Source organism: Paenibacillus sp. FSL R10-2796 (assembly GCF_037965315.1).
Lineage (GTDB): Bacteria > Bacillota > Bacilli > Paenibacillales > Paenibacillaceae > Paenibacillus_AQ > Paenibacillus_AQ odorifer.
The window spans coordinates 4,600,339-4,624,266 of sequence record NZ_CP150178.1 but is presented as its reverse complement, the minus strand read 5'-3'; the positions used below and the strand labels follow the sequence as shown (position 1 = coordinate 4,624,266).

Genomic DNA, 23,928 nt, shown 5'->3' with positions numbered 1-23,928 from the left:
CAACAGTTAAATAAAATCAGGTAGAATAGGAAGATACGTTGCATTTTAAGACAAGTGGAGGCGTTGTATTATGTTATCAGTTGTTGGTGAAATTCAAGGAATTAATCGTTACCCGGTCAAGTCATTTGCGGGTGAAAAATTAGAAAGCTGTATGATTGAACCCTATGGAATGCTTGGTGACCGTTTTTGCTCCTTTTACGATGAGTCAAAAGAGGGCTGGCGAAGATATATCACCGCTAGAAATATACCGAATATGCTTACCTATCAAGCGCAATTTATAGATGGACAAATCCATGTAACGGCATCAGACGGGCGAACCTTTGGATGGGATGATAATCTATTGGAAGAAATCCAAAGCCAAACCAAAACTCCAATCACTATGTCTGGTCTAAAAGCTGCACATCCACAGCCAGAACATCCGCAGCTCCTATCCGTGGATGGCGCTAGTATTCTACTCATTACGGATGCCAGCTTAAAAAAACTGGAGGCAACCTGGGGGCATTCCTTGGATCAACGTCGTTTTCGCGGGAATTTTGTTATCGCGCTGAATGATGATTCTCTTTTTGAAGGAGATTGGATTGGACGCCGGCTCAACATTGGGGATGTACAGCTACAGGTAGATAGTTTTTGTGAGAGATGTGTTGTGATTACGATGGACCCGGATAGTCTCCAGAAGGACCCAGTGCTTTTGAAAAAATTACATAAAGAGTTTGATTTGCATTTCGGAGTCTATGCCTCTGTAATCAAAACAGGGGAAATTCGAATCGGAGATAAAGTAGAAATAGTAGATTAGATATATAATCCCAATAGTATAAACTTCCTTTACATTACTCCATGGATAAATTATCCTTTAAAGGATGACGATTTCATATCGGGAGGTTATGTATGAAGAAAAATTTGGCATCCTTATTAGTTGCATTGCTTCTATTGGTGTATGTCCCTACTAGTGTTTTAGCAGCGGATAGCAGCAAAGGGCAAACGTATGTGAACACTCAGAAGGTGGCAGCAGAGAAGGCGGCGTTCTTAACGGAGAAGCTGGGGACGACTAGTCTCCAATATGCTCTTATTGATGGCGATAATATCGTTGTGAGCGGTCAATCTGGATTTAGCCATGTGGAGAGTAAGACAGCACCAAGCGTCACAACGATGTATGGTATTGGCTCGACGAGTAAAATGTATACAACAGCTTCTATTATGAAGCTTGTTGAGCAAGGAAAAGTAGATTTGGACGGTTCAGTCGTATCTTATTTGAATAATTTTACGATGGAAGATTCTCGTTATAAGCAAATCACTGTACGGATGCTGTTGAATCATTCATCAGGTCTTGCTGGCTCGAACTTATCCAATTCTTTCTTATTTAATGATTCCGATCCTATTGCAAAAGATAGTTTGCTAGAGACTTTGTCAACACAACGTCTGAAGGCCGATCCAGGCGCCTACTCAGTATATTGTAATGATGGATTTACGTTGGCTGAGTTGATTGTTGAAAAGGTCAGTGGCACGGACTTTACCACATTCATTCATCAAAATTTCACAGAACCTCTAGGGCTTGAACATACGAAAACGCCTGTAGATTCTGTAGCTTCTTCTCAGCTGGCTAGTGTCTATAATGCTACCTACTCAGCAGCTTTACCCAAAGAAACCATTAACGTGATTGGAACAGGTGGTATCTATTCCACTGCTGAGGATTTGGTGCGTTTTGCAACTATTTTTACAGGCCAATCGACTGGCATTTTGTCAGAAAAGTCTGTAAAAGCGATGGAACAAGAGGAATATAAGCGTGGAATATGGCCTAAAGGAGCCGATAATTCGTTAGCTTATGGATTAGGCTGGGACAGTGTGAACTTATATCCATTTAACCAGTACGAAATCAAGGCTTTGACAAAGGGTGGAGATACAGGTCTGTATCATACCTCATTAGTTGTATTGCCCGAGCAGCAGATGGCAGCAGCAGTAATATCTTCTGGCGGATCAAGTACAACGGACCAGATGCTTGCCAACGAAATTTTACTCAGCGCTTTACAGGAAAAGGGAGTTATTAAGGAACTGAAAGCTACACCTACATTTAAAACTTCGAACAAAGAGGATATGCCGCAAGAATTGCTAAACTATGCGGGTGTCTATGGTGATTCTACGCAACTGATGAAGATAGAGGTTAGTAAAACTGGGGAATTGAGTATATCTTCAATTATAGCTCCTACAATGCCGGTGCAGAAATTTTCCTATAATTCGAACGGAGAATTCTTAGATGCAGAGGGTACAAGTAAAGTTAGCTTTGTGAAGGAGAGCAATGGCCGTATCTATCTTTGGAGTCAAGGGTATGGGGTGATTCCAGGACTTGGTGAAACTGCCGTTACCCAATATGCAGCTGAGAAGCTTGAACCTAATGCCCTATCTCAAGAGGTCACTACTGCATGGCAGCAGCGCCAAGGGAAATTGTATTTTGATGTCAGCGAGAAGTACAGCTCCCAATATTACATGAGTATGCCGGTAGCTGGAATCGCTATGTTCCCTGACGCACCTGGTTATATGGGCTCGAATAAAATAACTGGGCCTAATAAAGCAGAAATGACCGTGCAAATCCCAACCATCGCTGGGCGCGATCTTGCGGATCTTATTTTTGAAGAGAAAAATGGTGTGGAGTATTTAAAGATTGGCAATCAATTGTTTATACATCAAGATGCGGTTAAACCTATTTATGCAGGCCCGCAATCTATGGTAACTATCCAATCAGATGGATATGCTAGATGGTATGGAGTTCCTGAAACGGCAACAGGTAAGATAATGACAGTAGAGCTGCCAACCAAAAGTTCCTTTGCCGTCTATGATGAGAATGGTGTATGTGTGAATTACTTCACCATAAGCGGTCTTAAACAAGTCAAACTTCCTAGCAACGGCAAAATTGTATTTGTAGGTGATGTCGGTGCGAAGTTTGAAGTGACCCTCAAGGCGCAATAAACGTATATAAAAAAAGAATCCTGTTATCAAGATTTTCGTCTTGGTAACAGGATTTTTTATTTGAAATTTTGTGAGAATTCTCTTATTTTATCTACCAAAATCCCTTTTAGCTGATCAGTACCTTCCTTTGGAGCCTTATAGGCCTTATAACCTCCAAAAGATTCAATACAAATCGCAGCTTCTTTCAGATCATCAGGGAAATTTTTCTCTATTAATTCTTCGGTTTTCTTAGGTTTCTCGTTGCAAATGTAGTAGCCCATCTTCTTAGTCAGTAACTCATCTTTATTTTTTTTGATAAAGTCACGAATGGCTTTATATATTTTTTCATCTCTTACTCCTGCTCCTAAAATAATGCTATCAAATGCCTCGATATTCGGCTTCTCTAATTCTATATTGCAAATTTTGCTCTGAGGTAGCTCTTCTGATAATACTTTTGCACATTGTTCTGTTGCTCCAGATTTTGTAGCGTATAGAATAAGTACTGCCATTGTGTTCCCTCTTTTCAGTTAAGATTAATCGTGTTCCCGCATTGAAAAAACTCTCGCATACCAATTATCTTGATTATCAAGATATAGTATATTTTATCGAATATACTGATCATTTGTCAAGCCAACGGCAAGCTCCTGAGTGTTAATTAGATATCCTTATTATACTATCATGGGAATAATATTAATCTAATGCTAACTATATCTTTAATGAAATATACAAAAATAAGAGGAGTGAACGTAAATTGGGGATCATCGTAATGCTAATCATCTATTTGTTGCTTGGAATATTCGTGATTAAAGTAGGCATCGATAACTCTAGAAGTACGCAACTATCAAAAGAAATATTAAATGAGTTAAAAGAAATCAAAGAACTAATGATCAGAAATAAATACGAATGAATTCTATATAAGAGTGGAGGTGAACGAAAGTGAAAATTGGACTTATACTTATAATCCTTGCTTTTTCTAACCTATTTCTAAGGATATGGATTGTTGGCCCGGATAAAGAAAAACTTCCTGAAGACGGTTATGAGCTTAATATAAAAGGGAAGCTTATACTTGCACTTGTGGGATTAATTACGGGGATTGTGATAATAATTGCCGATGGCCCAGAGGGTACGGTTATAAAATGGTTTTGGATTGTAGTTATAGTAGTAGCAATAGGGTTTCAGTCGTTCATCGACTGGAAATTTCTAAAACATACGAAACAGCACATAGTTTCACTTATTCTGTTAGTCCTGGGTGTGGTATTAGTTTATTTTATATTCTGATCTAGTTTCATTCGTACCGGTTTCGGACCCAGATGATGTTAATTGCTAAATAATCGCCTTTTGGGCAGCGTTTCGGACTCCAGTGCAGCTATTCGTTAGAAAGTGACTTATATTACGGGTTTTTTATGCCAATAGTGTCCATGGGGTCCGATGGAATTCTTAAAGTGGAAATATACTGCTGTTAGTGTCAATGGAGTCCGTTAGTGACTTTGTAACTGCTGATGGCATCGAATCATACGAAGAAAAGAGGTGTTCCGGCAGCCAGCATATGGCTTGTTGGGCACCTCCTTTTTGTGTTCACATTATACTTCTGCTTTCGTAGCCACGAGTGGACAGAATCCAGGGTTCGTTATACATAATTCTTGAGCGAATTCCGGTTGGAGCTTGGAGAGCTCGGCGAAATAGCTGCTGATTACGTGATTACCACTTGTAGATCCATTCTGGAAAGACAGTGAGTTAAAAGTATGGACATGATTGTAATAATACTTTTTTTCCCGTTTGGGGAGCTTATAGACATGTGGAGGTGCGTAGGTTACAACATCAAAAAGATTGGCATACCGGTAACTCTTCCGCACATATTGTTTGAAAATATTAACGAAGTCCGGATCACCTACCCGTGGGGAACCATAAGTATATAGGTTAGGTGAGGTGTAAGAGGTATTTGCCGCAATATCTAAGGTACATAAGGTGGCGAGCGCTCCACCGAGGCTGTGGCCCGTAATGTATAGGGTCTTGTCAGGAGATAGCTTGGAGAGCGCAGAGAAGATGCCGTCCCGAGCTGAAGAATAAATGTTGGTGAAGCCACGATGGGTGAGAGAGTCTTCTTTAAGATATTTGAACCGTTCCTGTGAAGCGAGGACGTTGGATATCCAATTGGTCGTCGTACTGGTTCCCCGAAAGGCGATAATAATCTCTTGTGGAGACTCCAAAATAAAGCCGAAACGTTCCCATACATTATTGAAGGATTGTGCTTCAATGGGATGACATAGCTGATAATCTAATGGAATGACGAAAACTCCATCTATATTTGAAAATTGTGTATAGGTTTGCCCGCAGACTGCAGCTAGAAAGATCGCCCTTTGCTCTTGCTCATCCCGCTTACTCACGTACATCCCGCCTTTCTTTCCTACACTATATTAGGGGGATGAAGGAGTGATTCCTAAGAAAAAGGATTCCCTGAAACTTCTCTCTGAGTTACTATATATAAATAAGTCCAACAGCGAGAGAAAAGGGGGAAATGCATACATGAGCAACTTATTGGAAATTTTACACAAGGAAGTCGTGCCGGCAGAAGGCTGTACGGAGCCGATTGCAGTTGCGTATGCCGTCTCCTTGGCGGCAGAGCTTCTCGAGGAAGAAATTACGGGGATTCAGCTGCATCTCAGCGGTAATATTATTAAAAATGCAATGGGAGTGGGCATTCCCGGGACAGGCCAGACAGGCCTGCCCATCGCAGCAGCCCTTGGAGCGGTGGTCGGCCGTTCTCACAAGGAGCTGGAAATTCTGTCAGGTCTGACGCAGGCTGAGTTGAAGATGGCAAATGACCTGCTGGATAGAAAGCTGCTAAAAGTGGAGATAAAGGACACTCCTGAGAAATTATATATTGAAGCCCAGTTGTTTACGCAGAACCATACGGCGACTGCCATTATTGCCAGAGAGCACACCCATATAGAATATTTGGCTCTGGACGGGGAGAAAATAACACCCCGGAATTCAAAAGCCGACTGTGGCAAGCCTGGTCTTTCCGACACGGAAGAGTATGCGGGCTCAGTTGACCAGATATTCGAGTTTATCTGTACCGCTCCTTTTTCAGACCTAAGCTTTCTCTTGGAAGGGGCGCGGATGAACAAAGCGATCTCTGATGAGGGATTGCGAGGCGATTATGGCTTGCAAGTAGGTAAGAAAATGAATCAGCAATCAGCGGTGAATCTGTTCGGCAATGATGTAGCGAACAGAATTATCGCGGCTACCGCAGCGGCTTCAGATGCTCGAATGGATGGCAGTGCAATGCCTGTGATGACAACTGCGGGCAGTGGCAATCAAGGCATCGCCTGTACGCTTCCCGTTATAGCTCTGGCGGAATTGCTGGACAAGGATGAAGAAATGCTAGCTCGGGCGCTTGCACTGAGCAATCTGGTCACTGTGCACATCAAACATTATATCGGGCGTTTGTCCCCATTATGTGGTTCAGGGATTGCAGGGGGAGTAGGAGCAAATAGCGGGATCATTTATCTCATGGGCGGCAGTCTTGAGCAGATCAAGCATGGGATACAGAATACGATAGCTTCTTTGTCAGGCATGATCTGTGACGGTGCGAATTCTACCTGTGCGCTGAAGATTTCCACCTCCACCAATACGGCGATCCAGGCAGCCACACTGGCTATGAACAACATTGCTCCTACAACCAAGGATGGTGTAATTTTCGAAGAGGTGGAAGATACCATCCGCAACATGGAGCGTTTGGTTCAGGAAGGGCTGGCGGATACTGACAAGACCATTCTCAATATTATGCTCTCCAAAGGCGGAGCGAATTAGCTTCCAAATAAGTTGAAAACAAGATAGAACATCATAATTAAGACCGCCCGGTTCCCTGCATAAAATGGCAGGAAGCCGGGCGGTCTTTGTAACACTTCGGCAAAAACATAGGTCTGCGAGAAGATTTGCATTAAATTTTAACATAACTTATTCTGAGTTAATAAAGGCATAGAGACTGAGGGTATAAAAAGGAGATAATATGACAGAGAAAATAGATATAGGCTGGAATTTTGCGAACAGTTATACTCATCTGCCGGAATCAATGTTTACAAGGATTAAGCCAACGCCTGTGCGTAAACCGGAACTGATTATTTTTAATGAACCATTGGCTGCTACTCTTGGGCTGAATAGCACAGCACTACAGAGTAAGGAGGGTCTTGGGATTCTTGCCGGCAACGAAGTTCCTGAAGGTACCCTGTCGCTTGCGCAAGCTTATGCTGGACATCAATTCGGACATTTTACCATGTTGGGAGACGGTCGAGCAGTGCTGCTGGGCGAACAGATCACACCTCAAGGTGATCGTGTAGATATTCAATTGAAGGGTGCGGGAAGAACCCCATACTCTCGTGGTGGCGATGGCCGGGCAGCGCTTGGACCGATGTTACGCGAATATATCATCAGTGAAGCTATGCATGGACTTGGGATTCCTACGACTCGCAGCTTGGCGGTGGTAGCTACAGGGGAGCCGCTAATTCGGGAAACGGAACAGCCGGGGGCGGTTCTGACCCGGATTGCTGCCAGTCATTTGCGTGTTGGAACCTTCCAATATGTTGCTGCATGGGGGACTGTGGAGGATCTGCGTATTCTGGCTGATTACACGTTGCAAAGACATTATCCAGAAGCTCCTGTGGAAGATAATCCATATCTTGTTCTGCTTCGGGAAGTAATGGAACGTCAAGCAGCGCTAATTGCTAAATGGCAGCTTGTAGGTTTTATTCACGGAGTGATGAATACTGATAATATGGCCCTTAGCGGAGAAACGATTGATTATGGTCCATGTGCCTTCATGGATGTGTATAATCCTGAGACAGTATTTAGTTCCATAGACCAGCAGGGTCGTTATGCTTACCACAATCAGCCCGGGATTGGCGCATGGAATCTCGCCAGATTTGCCGAGACTCTCTTGCCATTGCTGGCTGACGATCAGGCACAGGCGATTAAGCTGGCTGAGGAGGCAATTTCAGATTTTTCGGAGCGGTCCTATCAATATTGGCTAACGGGAATGAGAGCGAAGCTGGGAATCTTTAACGAAGAGTTAGAGGATGTTGCTCTGATTGATACCCTCCTTGAACTGATGCAAAAATATCGGGCTGACTACACTAATACATTTCGGTCCTTAACTCTAGGCGTAATGGAAGATGCTGCTCTGTTTGGCACCCCTGAATTTAAGGAATGGAATGAGCTGTGGCAGGCGCGACTTAGCAGGCAGCAGGAATCACAATCCTCTTCGCTGAAGCTGATGCACAGCAGCAATCCTGCGATTATTCCACGGAACCATCGTGTAGAAGAAGCGCTTGAGGCTGCGGTAGAGCGGGAAGATTACGATGTGATGGAGAGGTTACTTCAAGCTTTGACTAACCCATACGCCTACTCCTCTGAACAAGAGGAATACTCGGCACTTCCTGAGGAATCCGCATGTCCATATCGTACATTCTGCGGTACTTGATTTGCATATAATTTATCTGGAAAATGGGGGAAGGAAGAATGTTTCATGCTTATGATGTTCTAGCCAATCAGTTGCTGGCCAATGCGAATGATCCGAGTTGGTATGTGCCCCTTGAAGTGGCGGTTAAAGACTTAAGTGAAGAAGAAGCTTTTTGGAAGGTAACGGAAGAAAGCAATAGTATTGCTGAGATTGTGCAGCATCTGCTTTACTGGAATGAAACTTGGCAAACAAGGTATAAAGAAGCCAGTGTTCAGGCGGTTCCTCCAGTGGATAGTAATAATAATACCTTTGTCGTTGCAGAAGGGAAAACGTTCGAAGCGCTGCAAAAACAACTTTTAGAGGTTCTTTTAAACTGGCAGGAATTGATTAAGAAAGAACAATTGGAAGCTGATGTTCAAGGATTTCCAGACAGTAAATGGTGGGAAGTCCTCGGAAATGTAACAACCCATAATGCTTATCATGTGGGCCAAATTGTTTATATTCGAAAGATACAGAAGAGCTGGAACCGCGATGTGAAGTGACATTGTGAAGTGAATCCTAAAGAATAGACATTTTAAAGGCGTTAGCGGATGCACATTCATCTGGCTTTCGTCTTTTTTTCGCATTAATACTTATATATACTTAATTATTAACTTATAAATGCTTGTAAATACTTATAAAATGACTTATGATGACTTTAGGAGGTGAATTTCATTATGTATCAAGAGGAACGATTATTAAAAATACTCGAATATTTGAAACAACACCAATCGATGAGTGTTCAAGATATCTGTACGCAATTTGAAGTCTCAAGAGATACTGCCCGACGGGATATTGTTAGGTTAGTACAAGAGGGCGTCGTTGTTCGGACGCATGGCGGTCTAGCGTTACCTGAATTGCAAAAAGAATTATTATCTTACCAGGATCGTTTGATCGATGAATCCGAGAGTAAGCAGAGAATAGGGAAGATCGCGGCCGGGCTTATCCAAGATCGTGAGACTGTGATTTTAGACGTATCGACCACTGTACAGTTTGTTGCAGAACAAATTAGTGCGCAGGATATTACGGTTGTCACGCACTCGATAGATAATGTAGGGATTTTATCCCATCGCGAGGATCTGCAAATTTATGTACTTGGTGGTTACTTGAATGTGAAAAACCGCTTGTTATATGGTTCTTCCATTATCGATAAACTTAGTGAAATTCGTGCGGATAAAGCCTTTATTGGAGCATCGGCGATCTGTGCTGATGGACTCTATTATCCTTATGAAGAAGATGCGCGGGTAAAAAGAGAAATGGCTCGAAGATCTGATCAAGTGATTTTAGTAGCGGATCACACCAAATTTAATGCTAAATCCTTTTATCGGCTAGACTTTGATTTCGTTGATATTTTAGTTACAAATCGAGAGCTTCCAATCGAGATCAGAGAAGTTCTAGATCAGAAGAACATCACAGTTATTGAGTGTCTAGATGAAGCTGAAGAGGTTCGAAATCAAGAGTGATAACGAATGGAGGAGAATGTTTATGACTTATATTTTGCAAAATGTACAAGTAGTGCTTCAGAATAGTATAGTTTCAGCGGCCAATGTATGGATTTCTGAAGGAAAAGTGATGAGGATAGACTCAGGAGATATTTCTATCCCAGAGGGTGAGTATGAACGGATTGATGGCGGAGGGCATTTGTTAGTGCCCGGAATGATAGATGTGCATATTCATGGCGCTAACGGGTTTGATATGATGGACGGTACTGAAGAGAGTATTCAAGAAGTATCGAAGGCTTGTGCAGCTTCTGGTTGCACCTCATTTCTGGCTACCTCTGTGAGTTCTACGATGGAGGATCTTTTAGAGATGATTCGTAGTGTCAAACGTGTAATTGGGCATGAAGTGGGAGCAAAGATCGCAGGCATTCACTTAGAGGGACCTTATCTAAACCCCAAGAGAAAAGGAATGCAAAATGAAAAGTATCTGCGGCATCCTAACTTAGAGGAAATGAAGCTCATTTTCCAAGAAGCTGGATCACTCATAAAAATGGTTACGATTGCTCCTGAGCTGCCGGGAGGCATGGAGCTTCTTTCCTTTTTGAAAGAACGGGGAGTGGTGATAGCGATTGCTCATTCGGATGCCACATATGAGGAAGCCAAACAAGCTTTTGCCGCTGGGGCAAGTCATGTTACGCATTGTTTTAATGGCATGCGGCCGATCCATCATCGAGATCCGGGGATTGTGGTTGCCGCTTTCGAAGAGAGGCATGTGAGCCTGCAAGCTATTGTTGATAATGTCCATCTGCATCCTGCAATTATCCGCTTGATGCATACCATGAAAGGACCGGAAGGAATGGTCTTGATCACAGATGCCTTACAGGCAATGGGGTTAGGGGATGGAAATTATATATTTGGAGGACATCAGGTTACGGTATCTGGTGGCATAGCGCGATTGGAAGATGGCACGCTGGCCTCCAGTACAGTTACCATGAATGAAGCCTTACGTTATACTGTCGAAACTGGAATTTCGCTCACAGATGCCGTGCAAATGGCTTCAACTACACCGGCCAATATTCTTGAACTTCAACAAAAGGGGACGATCACCTCTGGCTTGGATGCTGACCTGGTTCTCTTGGATGATGAATTCAAAGTGCTCTGGACAATGGTAGGAGGGCAGATCTTACAGCTGTGACCGGTATTCATGTGCGGTTATTCCGAACACGCTTTTAAAATGCCTGTTCAGATGAGTTAGATCCACAAATCCGCAATCTACAACAGCTGCATAGATATCCTTGGTTCTCTCTATGGACTGCTTGGCACGCTCTACCTTGCAATTTAAGAAAAATTGATAGGGTGATATTCCTGTATGTGTCTTAAACTCGCGAATAAATTGATATTTGGATAGACCAAACTCTGTGCAGAGATCGTCCAGCTTCAGCACATGGTCTAAACTGCAGTACATCATTTCCTTTGCTTTTTTGAGAAATTTATTATTCGTTCTACGATCGGTAACTATTTCAGTATTAGAGACTAAATGAACCAGAGTGAATAACAGTTCACTGCACAAAGACTCCTCTTTGCCATTCTGGATGGCATGGTTTAGGGCTAATATGCACTGCGCCAATTTGTCATCGTATAAGATAGGAGTGGCGAAGCGGAGTTCTTTTTTTCTTAATATCTCTAACATTAGGGTTGGCTTAATATAAAGCATGACATAATCAATGCCACCTTTATCATACGCATTGCCATCATGCGTTTGTTCCGGATTAAACAACATTACGCCATTTTTATGAGAGGACTGCAAACTACCGTCAAGATTATATTGCTGAATGCCACGAAGGGTCACACCGAGTGCATATTCCTCATGGCAATGTTTTTTATAGGTGAAATCAGTAAGGCTGGCGGATAAGGACAGGATCTCTGCTGACTTTTTATAGTTAAATCTCTCCACGTTCTTAACCTCCGCGACTTTATAGGATTCCCGATATCATAATGGCTGAGTATACTAAAAACAGTGCCATCACGGTATTTAGAACTTTTTGATGATTTTTCATAAATGTTCTGAAGATTGTCCCAAATACAACCCATGTCGTAAATGCAAAAAATCCGATCACAGTTATAATTATAACAAATATAAACAAGGCAAGCGAAGAGGTATAGAATGGCATTACGTAGTTGGGAATGACCGTTAGTGTAAATACTAGCACTTTAGGATTCACAAGCTGCATAAGCACGCCTGAGCGGAAATTGGCATTAGGGTCAGGCTGGTCTTCCATTGAACCCATTTTAAAGATTTTATAAGCAAGGTAGAGCATATATAAACTCCCAATGATTTGCATAATGATCAGGATATTTGGGATGATTTCTACTAGAACACGGTTCAGCAGAGTAGAAAGGATGAGTAATAAGCCAAAAGCCAGCGTAGATCCGTATACATACCCCATTGATTTTTTAGCCCCGGAATGTTGCACGGAAGAAAGAATAACAATATTGGTAGGACCGGGTGTAAATGTAGCGACAACGCAATAGATCAGAAAGGACAATATATTCATGATGACCTCCAGTAAAGTAGTTCTATGAATATAAACCTTTCAGTCTGAATGCTGATAGTATATTATTGCAGGATTTTTAAGAATTCCGGCCGGGAATAGAAGAGGTGTCCGAATCAATGAATAAGAGTAATCCAATGACCATAAGCACGCTTTCTCCAGCTGATTTTGAATCCACATGCTCTGTTTTTGAAACTTCAATCCAAGATGCCTTTGAAAAAGAAGGGCTTGATCATTTACAAGACGATATCCAAAGTGAAATAGATCATAAAAAGCAAATGGTGATGACTTCACTGGATACTACGACTGGGGAGCCTTACTTCCTTCTTGCAAAAATAGAAGAGCAGGTTGTCGGTACGATTTCCTTTGGACCTTGTGGCGAAGATATTCAAACCTGCACGGATCATCAGTTAGATGAAATAGGGGAATTGGGCAGTCTATACATTATGCCAAGTTATCAGGGCCAAGGTGTGGGTTCAGCCTTAATTAAGGAAATGATGATATTTCTAAAAAAGCAAGGGGTAGAGCAGTTTTGTCTGGACAGCGGTTATAAACATGCACAGGTCAGGTGGCAACGTAAATTTGGGCAGCCTTATAAAGTAGTAGAAGACTATTGGGGACCTGATTCTGTCCATATGGTTTGGTTTTGTAATGTGAATGATCATTTAAGCTAGAGATATATAGTACATGAAAATAACAGTCCCTTTGCTACGCGCAGAGGGATTTTTTGTTTTGTTGGATAAAACGGGTGTAATGTCGTTTGACAGATGATCTTTTGCCGGGTAATATGAATCTTATATTTAGTAAATTAGTAATTTAGTAAATGAGTAAATTAGTAAATCATAAAATGGAGAGTGACTAACATGAAAATTCCAACAACTCTAAAACATAAACCTGTAGTCGTGTCAGAAAATTACGAGCAGGTTGATGGCCGGTACGCCGGGGACACAGATGCAAAAGGTCTGTCCCTAGGATTAGCACAATGGAACGATAGAGGAAAGGTCGACATCTCAGCAAAGGTATGGAGACATACAGGGGACAAATGGTCGAGACAGTCCGAAGAGCTGCCAATGCACAGAGTGCTTGACCTGGCAATTTTGATTTGCAGAAGTAGTTTGTATTTTCAAGAGGCCTATCGTTTTCCAAAAATGTATGATCCCGAGAGCCCTATGATTGATCGTATTGGACTGCAGGGAGATGCAATGAGTGTATCTGTATGTGCAGATAATCCCATGATTGATAATGATATTAAGCTGTTCGCTCAGGCGCTTAGTGATGATGGTGAAATGATCGGAGAACGACTTTCGGTATTGTCCCGTTTATTGAAAGAAATGGGGTACTGAAATTTAGCAGAATGGCCTGTGAAAGGAGAATCATAAATTATAATGGACAAAAGTAAACGTAAAGAACTTCAGGAGCAATATAAGCAGCTCAAGACGTACATGGGTGCTATTCAAATTACAAACAAAAGAAGCGGGAAAATATTCGTTGACAGCTATCCCAACCTGAAGAATAAATGGATGACTATACAGATGCAATTAGATATGGGCAGATTTGCGAATGCAGAGCTGCAAAAGGACTGGAAGGAACTTAAAGCAGAAGCCTTCAGCTATGAGGTGTTAGAGCAGAAGGAGTCAGAAGACGTAACCGACGTGCGCTGGGAGCTTAAACTATTGAAAAAGAAGTGGTTCGAGAAATTGCAGCCCTTTGATGACAAAGGATATAATAAGCCACTAACCCATTAAGCCAAGTATAAAGAAACCTTTAGCTTTTATAGCAAGGGTTTCTTTTTTTAGGGATCGTATTTCACTCCGGATTTTATGTGTCGTAATATTATATATGTTTTGTCGCATTTTCCTACTAAAAAAGCTGTTTATTATGTGTTATTTTTATAGCAGATGTCAGAATAACATATATACGGGAGGCACAAGTAAATGACCATTAGAATTGGTAAGCTCAGCTATTGGCATGTGCATGCATGGGATTATACCAAGCAAGCTCAGGAGCATGAAGATACCGTATTAGCTGCAGTTTGGGACGAAAACGTAGAGCGTGGGAACAAAGCTGCGGAAAGCTTGAATATTCCTTTTTTTGAATCACTGGATGATCTGCTTGCGCAAGAGGATATAGATGCCGTTATCGTGGATGCACCAACGAATATGCATAGAGACGTAATCGTGGCTGCGGCCAAGGCGGGCAAACATATTTTCACAGAAAAAGTTATTGCCCCAACGTTAAAAGAAGTTAACGCAATTATCGCAGAAGTTAACGAGAACAAAGTGAAGCTAACGGTCTCCTTGCCTCGTTTAAATGACGGCTATACATTAACTATTCAAGAGATTCTAAGTCAGGAGCTGCTCGGCAAGATTACTTACGTTAGAGTTCGCTTATCCCATAACGGAGCAACGGAAAGCTGGCTTCCTAATCATTTCTTTAGCTTGGAGCAATGTGGAGGCGGAGCTTTGATTGATCTTGGCTGTCATCCCATGTATTTGGCGAAGCTTTTCTTAGATCAAGATGTGACTGGGGTTAGTGCTAATTTTGGGTATGTAACCGGTAAAGAAGTGGAAGATAATGCTGTAGTGACATTATTTACGGATTCAGGAGCAATTGGTGTGGTGGAGGCTGGTTTCGTGAATAGTCATTCGCCGTTTACTATCGAGGTGCATGGAACTGAAGGAACGCTGCTTTACGGAACACCAGAGAATAAGCTTCTTCTTAGAACGAACAAATCCACGGATAAAGAAGAAGGCTGGAAAGAAGTAGCCCTGCAAAGCAATCGTGAAAGCGCCTTCCATCAATGGGTTGATCATATTCAAAATAATACACTCGCCACTCAAAATGTTGAAATGGCAGTTGAGCTTACCAGATTAATGGAGGCGGCGAACCGCTCGGCTAAAGAAGGCTGTGTAATTCCGATTGGGAGGACTTAACGTTGAGCAGCTTTCCCTATGAGATGATGTTTGAGAAGCAGGACATGCTTGAAAGATTGGATATCACGATTCTATGGGGACATTACGAGATTACAGTGTTTAGATTTCATTTGACATCTTTTCCACCGGGCAGAGTAGTCGAGTTCCATAATCATTCTGAATTTGAGTTTCATTTCATTCCGCGCGGGAAGGGAGAAGTCATTCTTGGGGATCAAAAGTATCCTCTGTCAGAGGGAATGTTCTATCTAACCGGACCAGGTGTCATGCATCGTCAAGAGGCAGCCGCAGATGAATCCATGGAAGAGCTATGCCTGCATGTTGACATCAAGAAGAGGATCCGGGATGATGCTGATCTTTGGGAGGTTGCGGAAGCTGAGACCTGTGTGGAGAAGCTGAAGTGTTTACCCTTGGTCCCAGCACAAGATTATCACGGGGCTATGAAGTGTTTTCGAGAAGCGTACGAAGCATGCGATGGGAAGTTGACCGGATATTATACTTCAATTAAGCATCTCGTGATTAGTATTTTATTAAAGGCCGTTAGAGCGTATGATTCAGGCGGGATCCGCACGGAGGCGCCGGTTAGAGATATGCTGACTTACCGGTATCAATACGCAATGCAATATATGGAAGCGAATTATTCAGGAACGGTTACCTTAGAAAATGTTGCGGAAAAGCTGAATATTAGTTCAAGGCAGCTGCAGCGGGTGTTTAAGCAAGTAAATGCAGAACAATCATTCAGTAGGGCGCTTGAGGACATCCGATTGCAAGCGGTCTGCCGCAAGCTTGAAGAAAGCAATTATCCGATAGAACAAATCGCACAGTCGGAAGGGTTTACCAATGCTACCTATTTGCATATTGTCTTCCGCAAGCGGTTAGGCATGACACCGGCAACTTATCGAAACAGCAAACAAATCCATTAGAGGTGAGGGTGAAGGATATGAGTAAGGTTTTTCGTGTAGGGATTATTGGATGTGGTGGTATTGCGAATGGCAAACATCTTCCAAGCTTGAGCAGACAAAGTAAGGTTGAGATCGTGGCTTTTTGTGACATTATTAAAGAACGTGCTGAAGAAGCAGCGGAGAAATACGGAAATAATAAAGCTACTGTCTATACGGATTACACTGAACTATTAAAAGATCAATCCATTGATATTATTCATGTGCTTACGCCTAATGATGTCCATGCGGAAATATCAATCGCTGCACTAGAAGCCGGAAAACATGTGATGTGCGAAAAACCAATGGCTAAGACAGCGGCAGATGCCAAACGAATGGTTGAAGCAGCGAAACGTACAGGCAAGAAGCTGACCATTGGATATGACAACCGATATAGAGAAGACAGCTTATATTTGAAAAAAGCCTGTGAGTCCGGAGAGCTTGGTCATATCTATTTTGCAAAAGCACATGCCATCAGACGGAGAGCCGTACCGACCTGGGGAGTATTTCTTGATGAAGAGAAACAAGGCGGCGGTCCGCTTATCGATATCGGAACTCATGCGCTGGACCTAACCCTTTGGATGATGGATAACTATAAACCTAAAGTCGTGCTTGGCACTAAATATCATGAACTTTCACAAAAAGAAGAAGCCGCCAACGCATGGGGACCGTGGGACCCTAAAAAGTTCACCGTGGAGGACTCAGCCTTTGGAATGGTCGTAATGGAGAATGGCGCAACAATCATGCTGGAAGCGAGCTGGGCTCTGAATTCACTAGACGTACATGAAGCGAAATGCAGCTTAAGTGGGACGGAAGCAGGCGCAGATATGAAGGACGGACTTAGAATTAACGGAGAGAAATTCAGCAAGCTGTACACTAATAAAATTGAGCTTGGGGCAGGCGGCGTTGCCTATTATGAAGGAAAAGCTGAAAGTGCTCCGGATATAGAATTAAGAAAGTGGATTGAAGCGATTGAACAGGATAAGGACCCGGTTGTAACTCCTGAACAGGCTTTTGTTGTTTCGCAAATATTGGAAGCTATTTATGAATCGGCGCAGACCGGCAAGGCTGTGTATCTGGATTAGATTTTGACAACTATAGCGATTTAGAGTAATATCCACTTGTGATTTAATTATAGGGATCTGAGACAAGACTCTCTCTTTACCGGGAGAGTTTTTTTGTTTTTTTACTTGTTTAGACTCTGGGTAATAGGGGTGGAAATCGTGGATACTATTGATCGTAATCATGTGCTTATTGTGGAAGATGACGATAATATTAGACGTTTTATATCTATAAATTTAACGAATAACGGGTTTGTGGTTAGTGAAGCTGCTTGTGGAGAAGAAGCCTTGCAGAGCTTTGAGGTGAGCCGTCCAGATGTTTTGGTTCTGGATATCATGTTGCCTGATTCTAATGGGTTCGAAATATGCCGAAAGCTAAGAGAGAAAGACGCTGGGGTCATCATCATTTTCTTAACCGCACGTGGACAGGATTTGGACAAAATCAATGGCCTTGAAATGGGTGCTGACGATTATATTGTTAAACCTTTTAATCCATTAGAATTGGTAGCACGTATTAAAGCTATTTTGCGCCGTACAGAATCAGCTCTAAAGCCGCAAAAAACGATACTTCAAGCTGGACCGATTCGGCTGGATCTGAATGCAAACAAGATGTTTAAGCAGGATGACAGCATTGAATTAACTCCGAAGGAATTTCAGATGATGAAGACCTTTCTGGAGCATCCGGATACAGCACTCTCTAGGAATGAATTAATGAATCTTGTCTGGGGAGAGGATTATATTGGAGATCCTAAGACGGTAGATGTTCATGTGCGTAAGTTAAGAGAGAAAATTGAGGTTGATCCTTCTAATCCGCTTTGGATTGAGACGGTATGGGGGCTCGGATACCGCTTTAGAAAGGATGGTTGAAGAATGGGGATTCAGAAAAGATTAGTAGGAAGCTATTTTGTAGTCATCTGTCTTACTGTGCTCATTCTTGAAATCATTCTTAATGTATCTGTGCGATATTATTATTTTCATAACATAGAGGAAACCCTGATGAATCAAGCAGAGCTATCGGCTTCTTTTTTTCAGCAATACTTTGGGGACCAGGATCTGGAGGAACAATCGGATAGGTTACTGAAGGGTTTTGCGAGTCATTCCGATGCACAGGTACAGATTATTAATGTTGAAGGCCGGCTGTTGCAGGATTCAAATGGACTTCAAGGCGATCTGACTATGACTGAGTACATAGATGTGCAAGCAGCAATAAAAGGGCAGCCCGGCAGTTGGAAAGGTGCGGACCCTAACACAGAGGAAGCGATTTACGCGGTATCCTATCCTTTACAAGCGAATGGAAACATCATGGGGGGAGTCAGATTTATTACGTCCTTAACGGAAACTATACATACAGTTAAACAGATTACGGTTTTACTGATCGGGGTGGGGATCATCGTCATTGGCATTGTCACCTTACTTGGATTATTACTGTCTTGGACCATAACCAGATCCATTAAAGATTTGAAGCAGGCAGCAGACCAGATGACCGAAGGTGATTTCAGCATCAGAGTGCATAAGCGCTATCAAGATGAGCTTGGTTCATTGGCGGATACGTTAAATATGATGGCAAGCCGAATCTCCAAGAGTGAACAGCTTAAGAATGATTTTATCGCTTCCGTATCCCATGAACTGCGAACACCCTTGACCTCGATCAAAGGTTGGGCAATTACCTTAAAGGCGAGTGAGGTGAGTAATCAACCTCTGTTTTATGATGGGCTTGATATTATTGAATCCGAAAGTGACAGGTTAACTCATATGGTGGATGAATTGTTGGATTTCTCCAAGTTGGATAACGGAAGAATCGCCGTTCACTTCACATCTGTGGATCTAACAGAACTGCTGCAGCATATCGGCAGACAACTTACCCCTAGAGCGACCCGACAAGGCATCTCACTAGATGTGAAAATAGAAGAACATCTGCCAGTGATTCAAGCTGACGAGAATCGTGTGAAGCAAGTCATGATTAATCTCATTGATAATTCACTCAAATTTACTGGTTCATCAGGTCGAATCTTTATCACCGCTCATACGGTTCCAGGGAAAGTCGTAATTTCTGTAGAGGATACAGGCTCAGGCATCGCAGAGACGGATTTAGAGAATGTGCGGCAAAAATTCTACAAAGGGGATCAACAGGCTTCGGGCAGTGGCTTGGGATTGTCCATCTCGGAACAGATCATTAAATTGCATCATGGAGAGCTGCGAATAAGTAGCACTTTAGGCAAAGGAACGATTGTCCAATTTGACTTACCGATAGAATAAGAATTCAAATTTAACTATTTCATAACCACTTTCATCTCTTTCACAGATAAAATACTATATATGCGGACAAGCGAGGAGTCGATGATCCAAATGCCGAGCAAATTCATAAAAATTGGTACCCTGTTGACAACTTTATTTTTGCTCGGAGGATGCGGAGTCCCGGCGACACCCGGAGAGCTGATTAAACCTCCATCATCAGAAGCAAATCTGCAGCGAGACAAAACGAGCCAGGAATTTATTAAGTGCCTTCCAGACAAAGCTCAATTGATAACTCCGATGAAGGGACAAGAAGATAATGCCATCTCCTTTGGCGATATGGATGGAGACGGAATCGACGAAGCTGTAGTTGTGTATGAGTACAGTAAAAACAAAGGATACACTATAAAAGCAATGTTGTTGAGGCAGGAAAATGAAGCTTGGCAGAAGATTTCCGAGGTTGAGGGGTTTGGGTATGGTCTAGATTATGCCGGATTCTTTGATGTTGATGAAGATGGCCATAACGAGCTTGCACTGGGCTGGTCATTGGGTGAGGCAGGTAATGGTATGGATATTTATACGCTAAGTGAAGATAAACTTAAGCTGTTATCGAAGAAGGCGTATCAGGGCAAATATGATCTGAGGTAATCATTTAACCTAATCATCCGCAGCGCTTCATTGAGAAAAAAGAAGTAAAAGTGCTCAGCGGATTATTTATAATGCCCATTTTCATGTATATATCCCCTACACAACAAGAAAACTACAGAAATTAAATAGAGGTTGTAAATGCTTATCTCTACCAAAATTGCAAAGCTGGACAGATCCGTACTTTTTCTCACCACCTGCTTAGTTGGCATGGGTACTGTTGCTATTTATGAAGCGACTACGGATACGCGGTTAGACGGTCTTTACATAAGTTATTTGTATTTATTTGCTTTATTTTGCCTACCCATGTTATTCATTGCTTTGGTAGATTATAAGATTCTATTAGGCAGGTTAGCCTATCTCTTTTATGGCGTGGGGCTAGGTTTACTAGTACTAGTCAAGCTGGTTGGAGAAAACCTCAATGGTGCTGTGCGTTGGTTAAGTATTGGGAGCTTTCAGCTTCAGCCCTCCGAGCTGGCTAAAATATGTACGGTGCTGCTCATTGCTCATCTATTAGGTACACGAGAGGGCCAGCGGCTGCGATTTTTTCAAGATTTAGTGCCGGTCTGTTTCGTTTTTTTAATTCCTTTCATTTTAATAATGGATCAGCCCGATTTGGGTACAGCACTCGTATTTGCTGGCATATTACTTAGTATGCTGTGGATTGGTAACATCCGTGCTCTATATATGATTCTGATCCTTGGTGTTGTGATTATTTCGATCGGCACGATACTATGGCTGTATTATGCTAACTTCGACCTGTTATCCAAGATTGTCGAGCCCCATCAACTGTCACGAATCCAAGCTTTTTTGGACCCGCAGAGCGATCCAGATAAGTCTTGGCATGTGAAAAACGCAATGTTAGCCATTGGCTCCGGGGGATTATCGGGCAGTGAAGGTATTTTTTTGCGAAAAGGATATATTCCATATGCGTATTCCGATTCGATCTACGTAGTCATCGGGGGAAAATACGGTTTTATAGGTTCATCCGTGCTGCTGATGCTTTATTTGCTGCTCGTGTACCGAATGATCTTTATTGCGCTGGATAGTAGGGACCGTGCGGGTACCTATATTGTCACCGGGTTTATCGCTATGTTCATCTTTCAAGTTTCCGTTAATCTTGGGATGCATATTGGGTTACTGCCCCTAACGGGGATTTCATTACCTTTTATTAGTTATGGAGGCAGCTCGTTGCTAACTAATATGATAGCGATTGGCATAGTGCTAAGTGTTAAAGTTCATAAGGATGAAAGCGCTGATTGAATAAGCTATTGGAACTGAGTGGAGGAAATTATGTCTAACAAACGCAAGTGGACAACAACCCGTAAAATTCTGACGAGCATTGGTCTTGTCTTAGGCGCAACTATTATAGGGATTGGAGTATATGCAGGGTATTTATACAAAAAGACGGATGATGCGATACAGCGTATGGCAGCTCCAGTCACCGTACAACCCACTGCTGCTCCAGAGGAAAAAAAGGAGACGGTATCGGTTGAACCTATGATTTTTCTGCTTGCCGGGGTAGATAGCCGGGACGGTGGCGGTGGGGTAATGAATACCGATGTTCTGATGCTTGTCAGCTTCAATCCGGACACGAAATCGACGAGTTTCTTATCTTTACCCAGGGATTTGTTGCTAAAACCTAAATCGTTACCTTCCCGTAAAGCCAATTATTATTATGCTTATCATTACATAAAAGACAAAACAGAGGCTATTCCGAATACAAAAGAGTTTTTCAGCAATTTGCTCGGTCTGCCGATTGATCACATGGTTGTGGTGAATTTTGATGTGTTGCAGGAGACCGTGGATTTGCTTGGCGGACTGACTATAGATGTCGATATGGATATGAAATATACCGATACGGCAGATGGTACACACATCGATTTAAAGAAAGGCTTGCAGAAACTGGATGGCCAACAAGTTCTTGATTTTGTGCGGTACCGTAAATCGAATCAAGGAACGGCTGAATCCTCCGATTTCCAGCGTAATGATCGGCAGCAGCAAGTAATCAAGCAGATTCTGGATAAGCTAGGAAACTTCCAAGGTGTGTCCCAATGGGGAAATGTATTGGATATCATTGGTGAAAATGTGAAGACGGATATTCCTCAAGCAGATCTGCAGCAGTGGTTATTCAACTTCCCTAAACTTAAACCAGAGCATATTAATTCCTTACATGTAGAATCTCTTTGGAAGAGCCCGTATGTCTATGTGAATAAAGAGGATCTAAAACAAGCACTTACTACTCTGAGTACGGAAGCAGGCGTCAGCTCCGAAAGCTCATTACACTTGGAGAATGTTGGAACGGTGGATTAACATCTCTAACCCTGCTCTTAAGAGCAGGTTTTTTTGTTTGTTCTACTATAAATCCCGCTAACCAGTAAAGTAATCCGCCAAGAGGTAGAGGCCTGACTTCCATGCATAGTACCATAAACACAGCGATTATAACGAATCGTATATTGTTTCTGGTTTACTTGAGAGGAGAAGGGAATTTTATGAAATACAGACGGGGTATTATGTTTCTAATCGTACTTACAGGAATGATCTCAATAGCTGCTTTTAATCCGATTATTGGTCCGCTTGCGCGAAATTTGGGGCTGAGTGATATTCAATCAGGATGTTTAGTATCGGTGGCGGGGTTATGTTGGCTACTCGGAGGATATTTCTGGGAAAAACAAACGTTTATGAGCCGAAAGTGGCTGCTTGCTTCGATTATGTTCGTCTATATGGCGACACTCATCATTTTTGCACTATTGGCTGATTATGCAGTAAATGCACAGAGTAAAGAGAGTCTGTTTTGGAGTTTCTTTTTACTTCGCGCAATCGCTGGCTTTTTCTTTGGAGGAATTCCGGCATTAGCACAAGCTTATGTTATGGGCTGGAGTACAAAAGAAACCCGTACACAAGGAATGGCATTATTCGGAGCGGCCAACGGTCTTGGTTTCGTAGTAGGACCCGCAATGAGTGGAGGAATGGCTTCACTGGGCCTGACCTCACCAATGTACGCGGCAGCTATTTTATTGTTCACCTTGGCTATATTGTTTCTGGTGTTTATTCCTAAAGAAAAGAATATTGAGATTGAGCGGCAGGCGATTTCACTTTCCCCCAATGATCGACGTATACGCCTCTATTTGTGGATTGGACTTTTGCTTTCGTTTGCTCTGAATATCGTGCAGGTTACTATCGGATTTTTTGTGCAGGATAGCTTGGGTTACAGTACTCAGCAAGCCACTCAGTTAATTGGAATGGGGCTGGCGATCTCGGGAATAATGGTAGTGCTCTCGCAAATTGTAATCAGTAAGTATCTCAAATGGCATCCTAAAAAAGTGCTGCTCGTAGGACTCTTATTTGTTGCCTTAGGCTTGCTGGGATTGTTATTGTTCATCAGATTTGCGTATGTAGACTTTACATTCTTGGGTATTGGCATCGGCTTTACACTGCTCGGCTACAGTGCGGGTGCTTCAATGGCGGTTCAAGACCATGAGCAAAGAAGCGTTGCTTCCTTTATTGCGGCCCTGCAAGGTGGCGGGTCATTCATAGGGCCAGTTATAGGTACGGCCTTATACACCGTTAATATGGCGCTTCCTTATTCTATCTGCGTACTGTTGATATGTATTGTAGGTCTCGCTAATATGAAGAAAAGAGCGGCGGATCGTGTGGAGAGTTGTTAAAGAAGAAAGGCTGCTCCTAATAGCAGCTT

The 23,928-nt window shown here is 42.5% G+C and carries 24 protein-coding genes; 20 read left to right on the top strand and 4 right to left on the bottom strand.

The features are described from left to right. The first annotated feature begins 70 nt into the window (after positions 1-70). Entirely contained in the window at positions 71-793 is a 723-nt protein-coding gene (locus tag NST58_RS20980; RefSeq protein WP_076276121.1) for an MOSC domain-containing protein, read from the top strand. A gap of 92 nt (positions 794-885) precedes the next feature. Then, positions 886-2,958 carry a serine hydrolase domain-containing protein gene (locus NST58_RS20975; RefSeq protein ID WP_339244106.1) on the top strand — a complete coding sequence of 691 codons (2,073 nt, stop codon included), beginning with the start codon at positions 886-888 and terminating at the stop codon, positions 2,956-2,958. 56 nt (positions 2,959-3,014) lie between these two features. On the opposite strand, the gene NST58_RS20970 is transcribed toward NST58_RS20975, so the two are convergent. Beyond that, entirely contained in the window at positions 3,015-3,446 is a 432-nt protein-coding gene (locus tag NST58_RS20970; protein WP_076190655.1) for a flavodoxin domain-containing protein, read from the bottom strand. 427 nt (positions 3,447-3,873) lie between these two features. Here NST58_RS20970 and NST58_RS20965 point away from each other — a divergent pair, with 427 nt between their 5' ends. After that, positions 3,874-4,215 (top strand): DUF4181 domain-containing protein, encoded by a 342-nt coding sequence (locus NST58_RS20965; RefSeq protein ID WP_036688860.1) that lies wholly within the window; start codon positions 3,874-3,876, stop codon positions 4,213-4,215. 302 nt (positions 4,216-4,517) lie between these two features. On the opposite strand, the gene NST58_RS20960 is transcribed toward NST58_RS20965, so the two are convergent. Further along, on the bottom strand, positions 4,518-5,327 hold the full coding sequence (locus NST58_RS20960) for a lipase family protein (RefSeq protein WP_076127292.1): 810 nt from the start codon (positions 5,325-5,327) through the stop codon (positions 4,518-4,520). Between the two features lie 133 nt (positions 5,328-5,460). Here NST58_RS20960 and NST58_RS20955 point away from each other — a divergent pair, with 133 nt between their 5' ends. The 5 genes from NST58_RS20955 (at position 5,461) to nagA (ending at position 11,068) form a co-directional block, all read left to right on the top strand. After that, positions 5,461-6,750: an L-serine ammonia-lyase, iron-sulfur-dependent, subunit alpha gene (locus NST58_RS20955; protein ID WP_076218429.1), complete on the top strand. Its 1,290-nt coding sequence runs from the start codon at positions 5,461-5,463 to the stop codon at positions 6,748-6,750. A 199-nt stretch (positions 6,751-6,949) separates the two neighbouring features. After that, entirely contained in the window at positions 6,950-8,416 is a 1,467-nt protein-coding gene (locus NST58_RS20950) for a YdiU family protein (RefSeq protein WP_339244103.1), read from the top strand. A gap of 38 nt (positions 8,417-8,454) precedes the next feature. After that, the gene (locus tag NST58_RS20945) at positions 8,455-8,937 is read left to right on the top strand and encodes a DinB family protein (protein WP_339244101.1); all 483 of its coding nucleotides are present in this window, start codon (positions 8,455-8,457) and stop codon (positions 8,935-8,937) included. A 174-nt stretch (positions 8,938-9,111) separates the two neighbouring features. Further along, positions 9,112-9,897, top strand: coding sequence for a DeoR/GlpR family DNA-binding transcription regulator (locus NST58_RS20940; protein ID WP_076276126.1), 786 nt, complete (start codon positions 9,112-9,114; stop codon positions 9,895-9,897). A gap of 22 nt (positions 9,898-9,919) precedes the next feature. Next, positions 9,920-11,068, top strand: coding sequence for an N-acetylglucosamine-6-phosphate deacetylase (nagA, locus tag NST58_RS20935; protein ID WP_339168591.1), 1,149 nt, complete (start codon positions 9,920-9,922; stop codon positions 11,066-11,068). Here the strand turns inward: nagA and NST58_RS20930 are convergent. Both NST58_RS20930 and NST58_RS20925 read right to left on the bottom strand, forming a co-directional pair. After that, a complete protein-coding gene (locus NST58_RS20930) occupies positions 11,057-11,827 on the bottom strand; it encodes an AraC family transcriptional regulator (RefSeq protein ID WP_339244099.1) in 771 nt (256 codons plus the stop codon). The genes nagA and NST58_RS20930 overlap by 12 nt on opposite strands. A 19-nt stretch (positions 11,828-11,846) precedes the next feature. Then, a complete protein-coding gene (locus NST58_RS20925) occupies positions 11,847-12,428 on the bottom strand; it encodes a LysE family transporter (protein ID WP_076190668.1) in 582 nt (193 codons plus the stop codon). Between the two features lie 116 nt (positions 12,429-12,544). Here NST58_RS20925 and NST58_RS20920 point away from each other — a divergent pair, with 116 nt between their 5' ends. From NST58_RS20920 to NST58_RS20865, 12 genes are all read left to right on the top strand, one after another. After that, a complete protein-coding gene (locus NST58_RS20920) occupies positions 12,545-13,099 on the top strand; it encodes a GNAT family N-acetyltransferase (protein ID WP_076190670.1) in 555 nt (184 codons plus the stop codon). Positions 13,100-13,288: 189 nt separating this feature from the next. Then, on the top strand, positions 13,289-13,768 hold the full coding sequence (locus NST58_RS20915; RefSeq protein ID WP_038572158.1) for a DUF6530 family protein: 480 nt from the start codon (positions 13,289-13,291) through the stop codon (positions 13,766-13,768). 42 nt (positions 13,769-13,810) lie between these two features. Then, positions 13,811-14,170 (top strand): GIY-YIG nuclease family protein, encoded by a 360-nt coding sequence (locus NST58_RS20910; protein ID WP_076190673.1) that lies wholly within the window; start codon positions 13,811-13,813, stop codon positions 14,168-14,170. Positions 14,171-14,359: 189 nt separating this feature from the next. Then, positions 14,360-15,358: a Gfo/Idh/MocA family oxidoreductase gene (locus NST58_RS20905; protein WP_076190676.1), complete on the top strand. Its 999-nt coding sequence runs from the start codon at positions 14,360-14,362 to the stop codon at positions 15,356-15,358. A gap of 2 nt (positions 15,359-15,360) precedes the next feature. After that, positions 15,361-16,278 carry an AraC family transcriptional regulator gene (locus NST58_RS20900; RefSeq protein ID WP_248548564.1) on the top strand — a complete coding sequence of 306 codons (918 nt, stop codon included), beginning with the start codon at positions 15,361-15,363 and terminating at the stop codon, positions 16,276-16,278. Positions 16,279-16,295: 17 nt separating this feature from the next. Continuing rightward, the gene (locus tag NST58_RS20895) at positions 16,296-17,378 is read left to right on the top strand and encodes a Gfo/Idh/MocA family oxidoreductase (protein ID WP_076190679.1); all 1,083 of its coding nucleotides are present in this window, start codon (positions 16,296-16,298) and stop codon (positions 17,376-17,378) included. A gap of 138 nt (positions 17,379-17,516) precedes the next feature. Beyond that, entirely contained in the window at positions 17,517-18,221 is a 705-nt protein-coding gene (locus NST58_RS20890; RefSeq protein WP_076190682.1) for a response regulator transcription factor, read from the top strand. A gap of 3 nt (positions 18,222-18,224) precedes the next feature. Then, positions 18,225-19,610, top strand: a complete 1,386-nt coding sequence (locus NST58_RS20885) for a HAMP domain-containing sensor histidine kinase (protein WP_076190684.1) — start codon at positions 18,225-18,227, stop codon at positions 19,608-19,610. A gap of 90 nt (positions 19,611-19,700) precedes the next feature. Beyond that, positions 19,701-20,234 (top strand): hypothetical protein, encoded by a 534-nt coding sequence (locus tag NST58_RS20880; protein WP_076190686.1) that lies wholly within the window; start codon positions 19,701-19,703, stop codon positions 20,232-20,234. 138 nt (positions 20,235-20,372) lie between these two features. Next, positions 20,373-21,494, top strand: coding sequence for an FtsW/RodA/SpoVE family cell cycle protein (locus NST58_RS20875; RefSeq protein ID WP_076190689.1), 1,122 nt, complete (start codon positions 20,373-20,375; stop codon positions 21,492-21,494). A gap of 30 nt (positions 21,495-21,524) precedes the next feature. Next, a complete protein-coding gene (locus NST58_RS20870; protein ID WP_076182929.1) occupies positions 21,525-22,544 on the top strand; it encodes an LCP family protein in 1,020 nt (339 codons plus the stop codon). A 179-nt stretch (positions 22,545-22,723) separates the two neighbouring features. Beyond that, on the top strand, positions 22,724-23,899 hold the full coding sequence (locus NST58_RS20865; RefSeq protein ID WP_076127267.1) for an MFS transporter: 1,176 nt from the start codon (positions 22,724-22,726) through the stop codon (positions 23,897-23,899). Positions 23,900-23,928: the final 29 nt, after the last annotated feature.

What these genes read in the sequence shown, in the direction of transcription:
- NST58_RS20980 (WP_076276121.1), top strand. Translation starts at nt 71, where the DNA reads ATGTTATCAGTTGTTGGTGAAATTCAAGGAATTAATCGTTACCCGGTC.
- NST58_RS20975 (WP_339244106.1), top strand. Translation starts at nt 886, where the DNA reads ATGAAGAAAAATTTGGCATCCTTATTAGTTGCATTGCTTCTATTGGTG.
- NST58_RS20970 (WP_076190655.1), bottom strand. Translation starts at nt 3,446, where the DNA reads ATGGCAGTACTTATTCTATACGCTACAAAATCTGGAGCAACAGAACAA.
- NST58_RS20960 (WP_076127292.1), bottom strand. Translation starts at nt 5,327, where the DNA reads ATGTACGTGAGTAAGCGGGATGAGCAAGAGCAAAGGGCGATCTTTCTA.
- NST58_RS20955 (WP_076218429.1), top strand. Translation starts at nt 5,461, where the DNA reads ATGAGCAACTTATTGGAAATTTTACACAAGGAAGTCGTGCCGGCAGAA.
- NST58_RS20950 (WP_339244103.1), top strand. Translation starts at nt 6,950, where the DNA reads ATGACAGAGAAAATAGATATAGGCTGGAATTTTGCGAACAGTTATACT.
- NST58_RS20945 (WP_339244101.1), top strand. Translation starts at nt 8,455, where the DNA reads ATGTTTCATGCTTATGATGTTCTAGCCAATCAGTTGCTGGCCAATGCG.
- NST58_RS20940 (WP_076276126.1), top strand. Translation starts at nt 9,112, where the DNA reads ATGTATCAAGAGGAACGATTATTAAAAATACTCGAATATTTGAAACAA.
- nagA (WP_339168591.1), top strand. Translation starts at nt 9,920, where the DNA reads ATGACTTATATTTTGCAAAATGTACAAGTAGTGCTTCAGAATAGTATA.
- NST58_RS20925 (WP_076190668.1), bottom strand. Translation starts at nt 12,428, where the DNA reads ATGAATATATTGTCCTTTCTGATCTATTGCGTTGTCGCTACATTTACA.
- NST58_RS20920 (WP_076190670.1), top strand. Translation starts at nt 12,545, where the DNA reads ATGAATAAGAGTAATCCAATGACCATAAGCACGCTTTCTCCAGCTGAT.
- NST58_RS20915 (WP_038572158.1), top strand. Translation starts at nt 13,289, where the DNA reads ATGAAAATTCCAACAACTCTAAAACATAAACCTGTAGTCGTGTCAGAA.
- NST58_RS20910 (WP_076190673.1), top strand. Translation starts at nt 13,811, where the DNA reads ATGGACAAAAGTAAACGTAAAGAACTTCAGGAGCAATATAAGCAGCTC.
- NST58_RS20905 (WP_076190676.1), top strand. Translation starts at nt 14,360, where the DNA reads ATGACCATTAGAATTGGTAAGCTCAGCTATTGGCATGTGCATGCATGG.
- NST58_RS20895 (WP_076190679.1), top strand. Translation starts at nt 16,296, where the DNA reads ATGAGTAAGGTTTTTCGTGTAGGGATTATTGGATGTGGTGGTATTGCG.
- NST58_RS20885 (WP_076190684.1), top strand. Translation starts at nt 18,225, where the DNA reads ATGGGGATTCAGAAAAGATTAGTAGGAAGCTATTTTGTAGTCATCTGT.
- NST58_RS20880 (WP_076190686.1), top strand. Translation starts at nt 19,701, where the DNA reads ATGCCGAGCAAATTCATAAAAATTGGTACCCTGTTGACAACTTTATTT.
- NST58_RS20875 (WP_076190689.1), top strand. Translation starts at nt 20,373, where the DNA reads ATGCTTATCTCTACCAAAATTGCAAAGCTGGACAGATCCGTACTTTTT.
- NST58_RS20870 (WP_076182929.1), top strand. Translation starts at nt 21,525, where the DNA reads ATGTCTAACAAACGCAAGTGGACAACAACCCGTAAAATTCTGACGAGC.
- NST58_RS20865 (WP_076127267.1), top strand. Translation starts at nt 22,724, where the DNA reads ATGAAATACAGACGGGGTATTATGTTTCTAATCGTACTTACAGGAATG.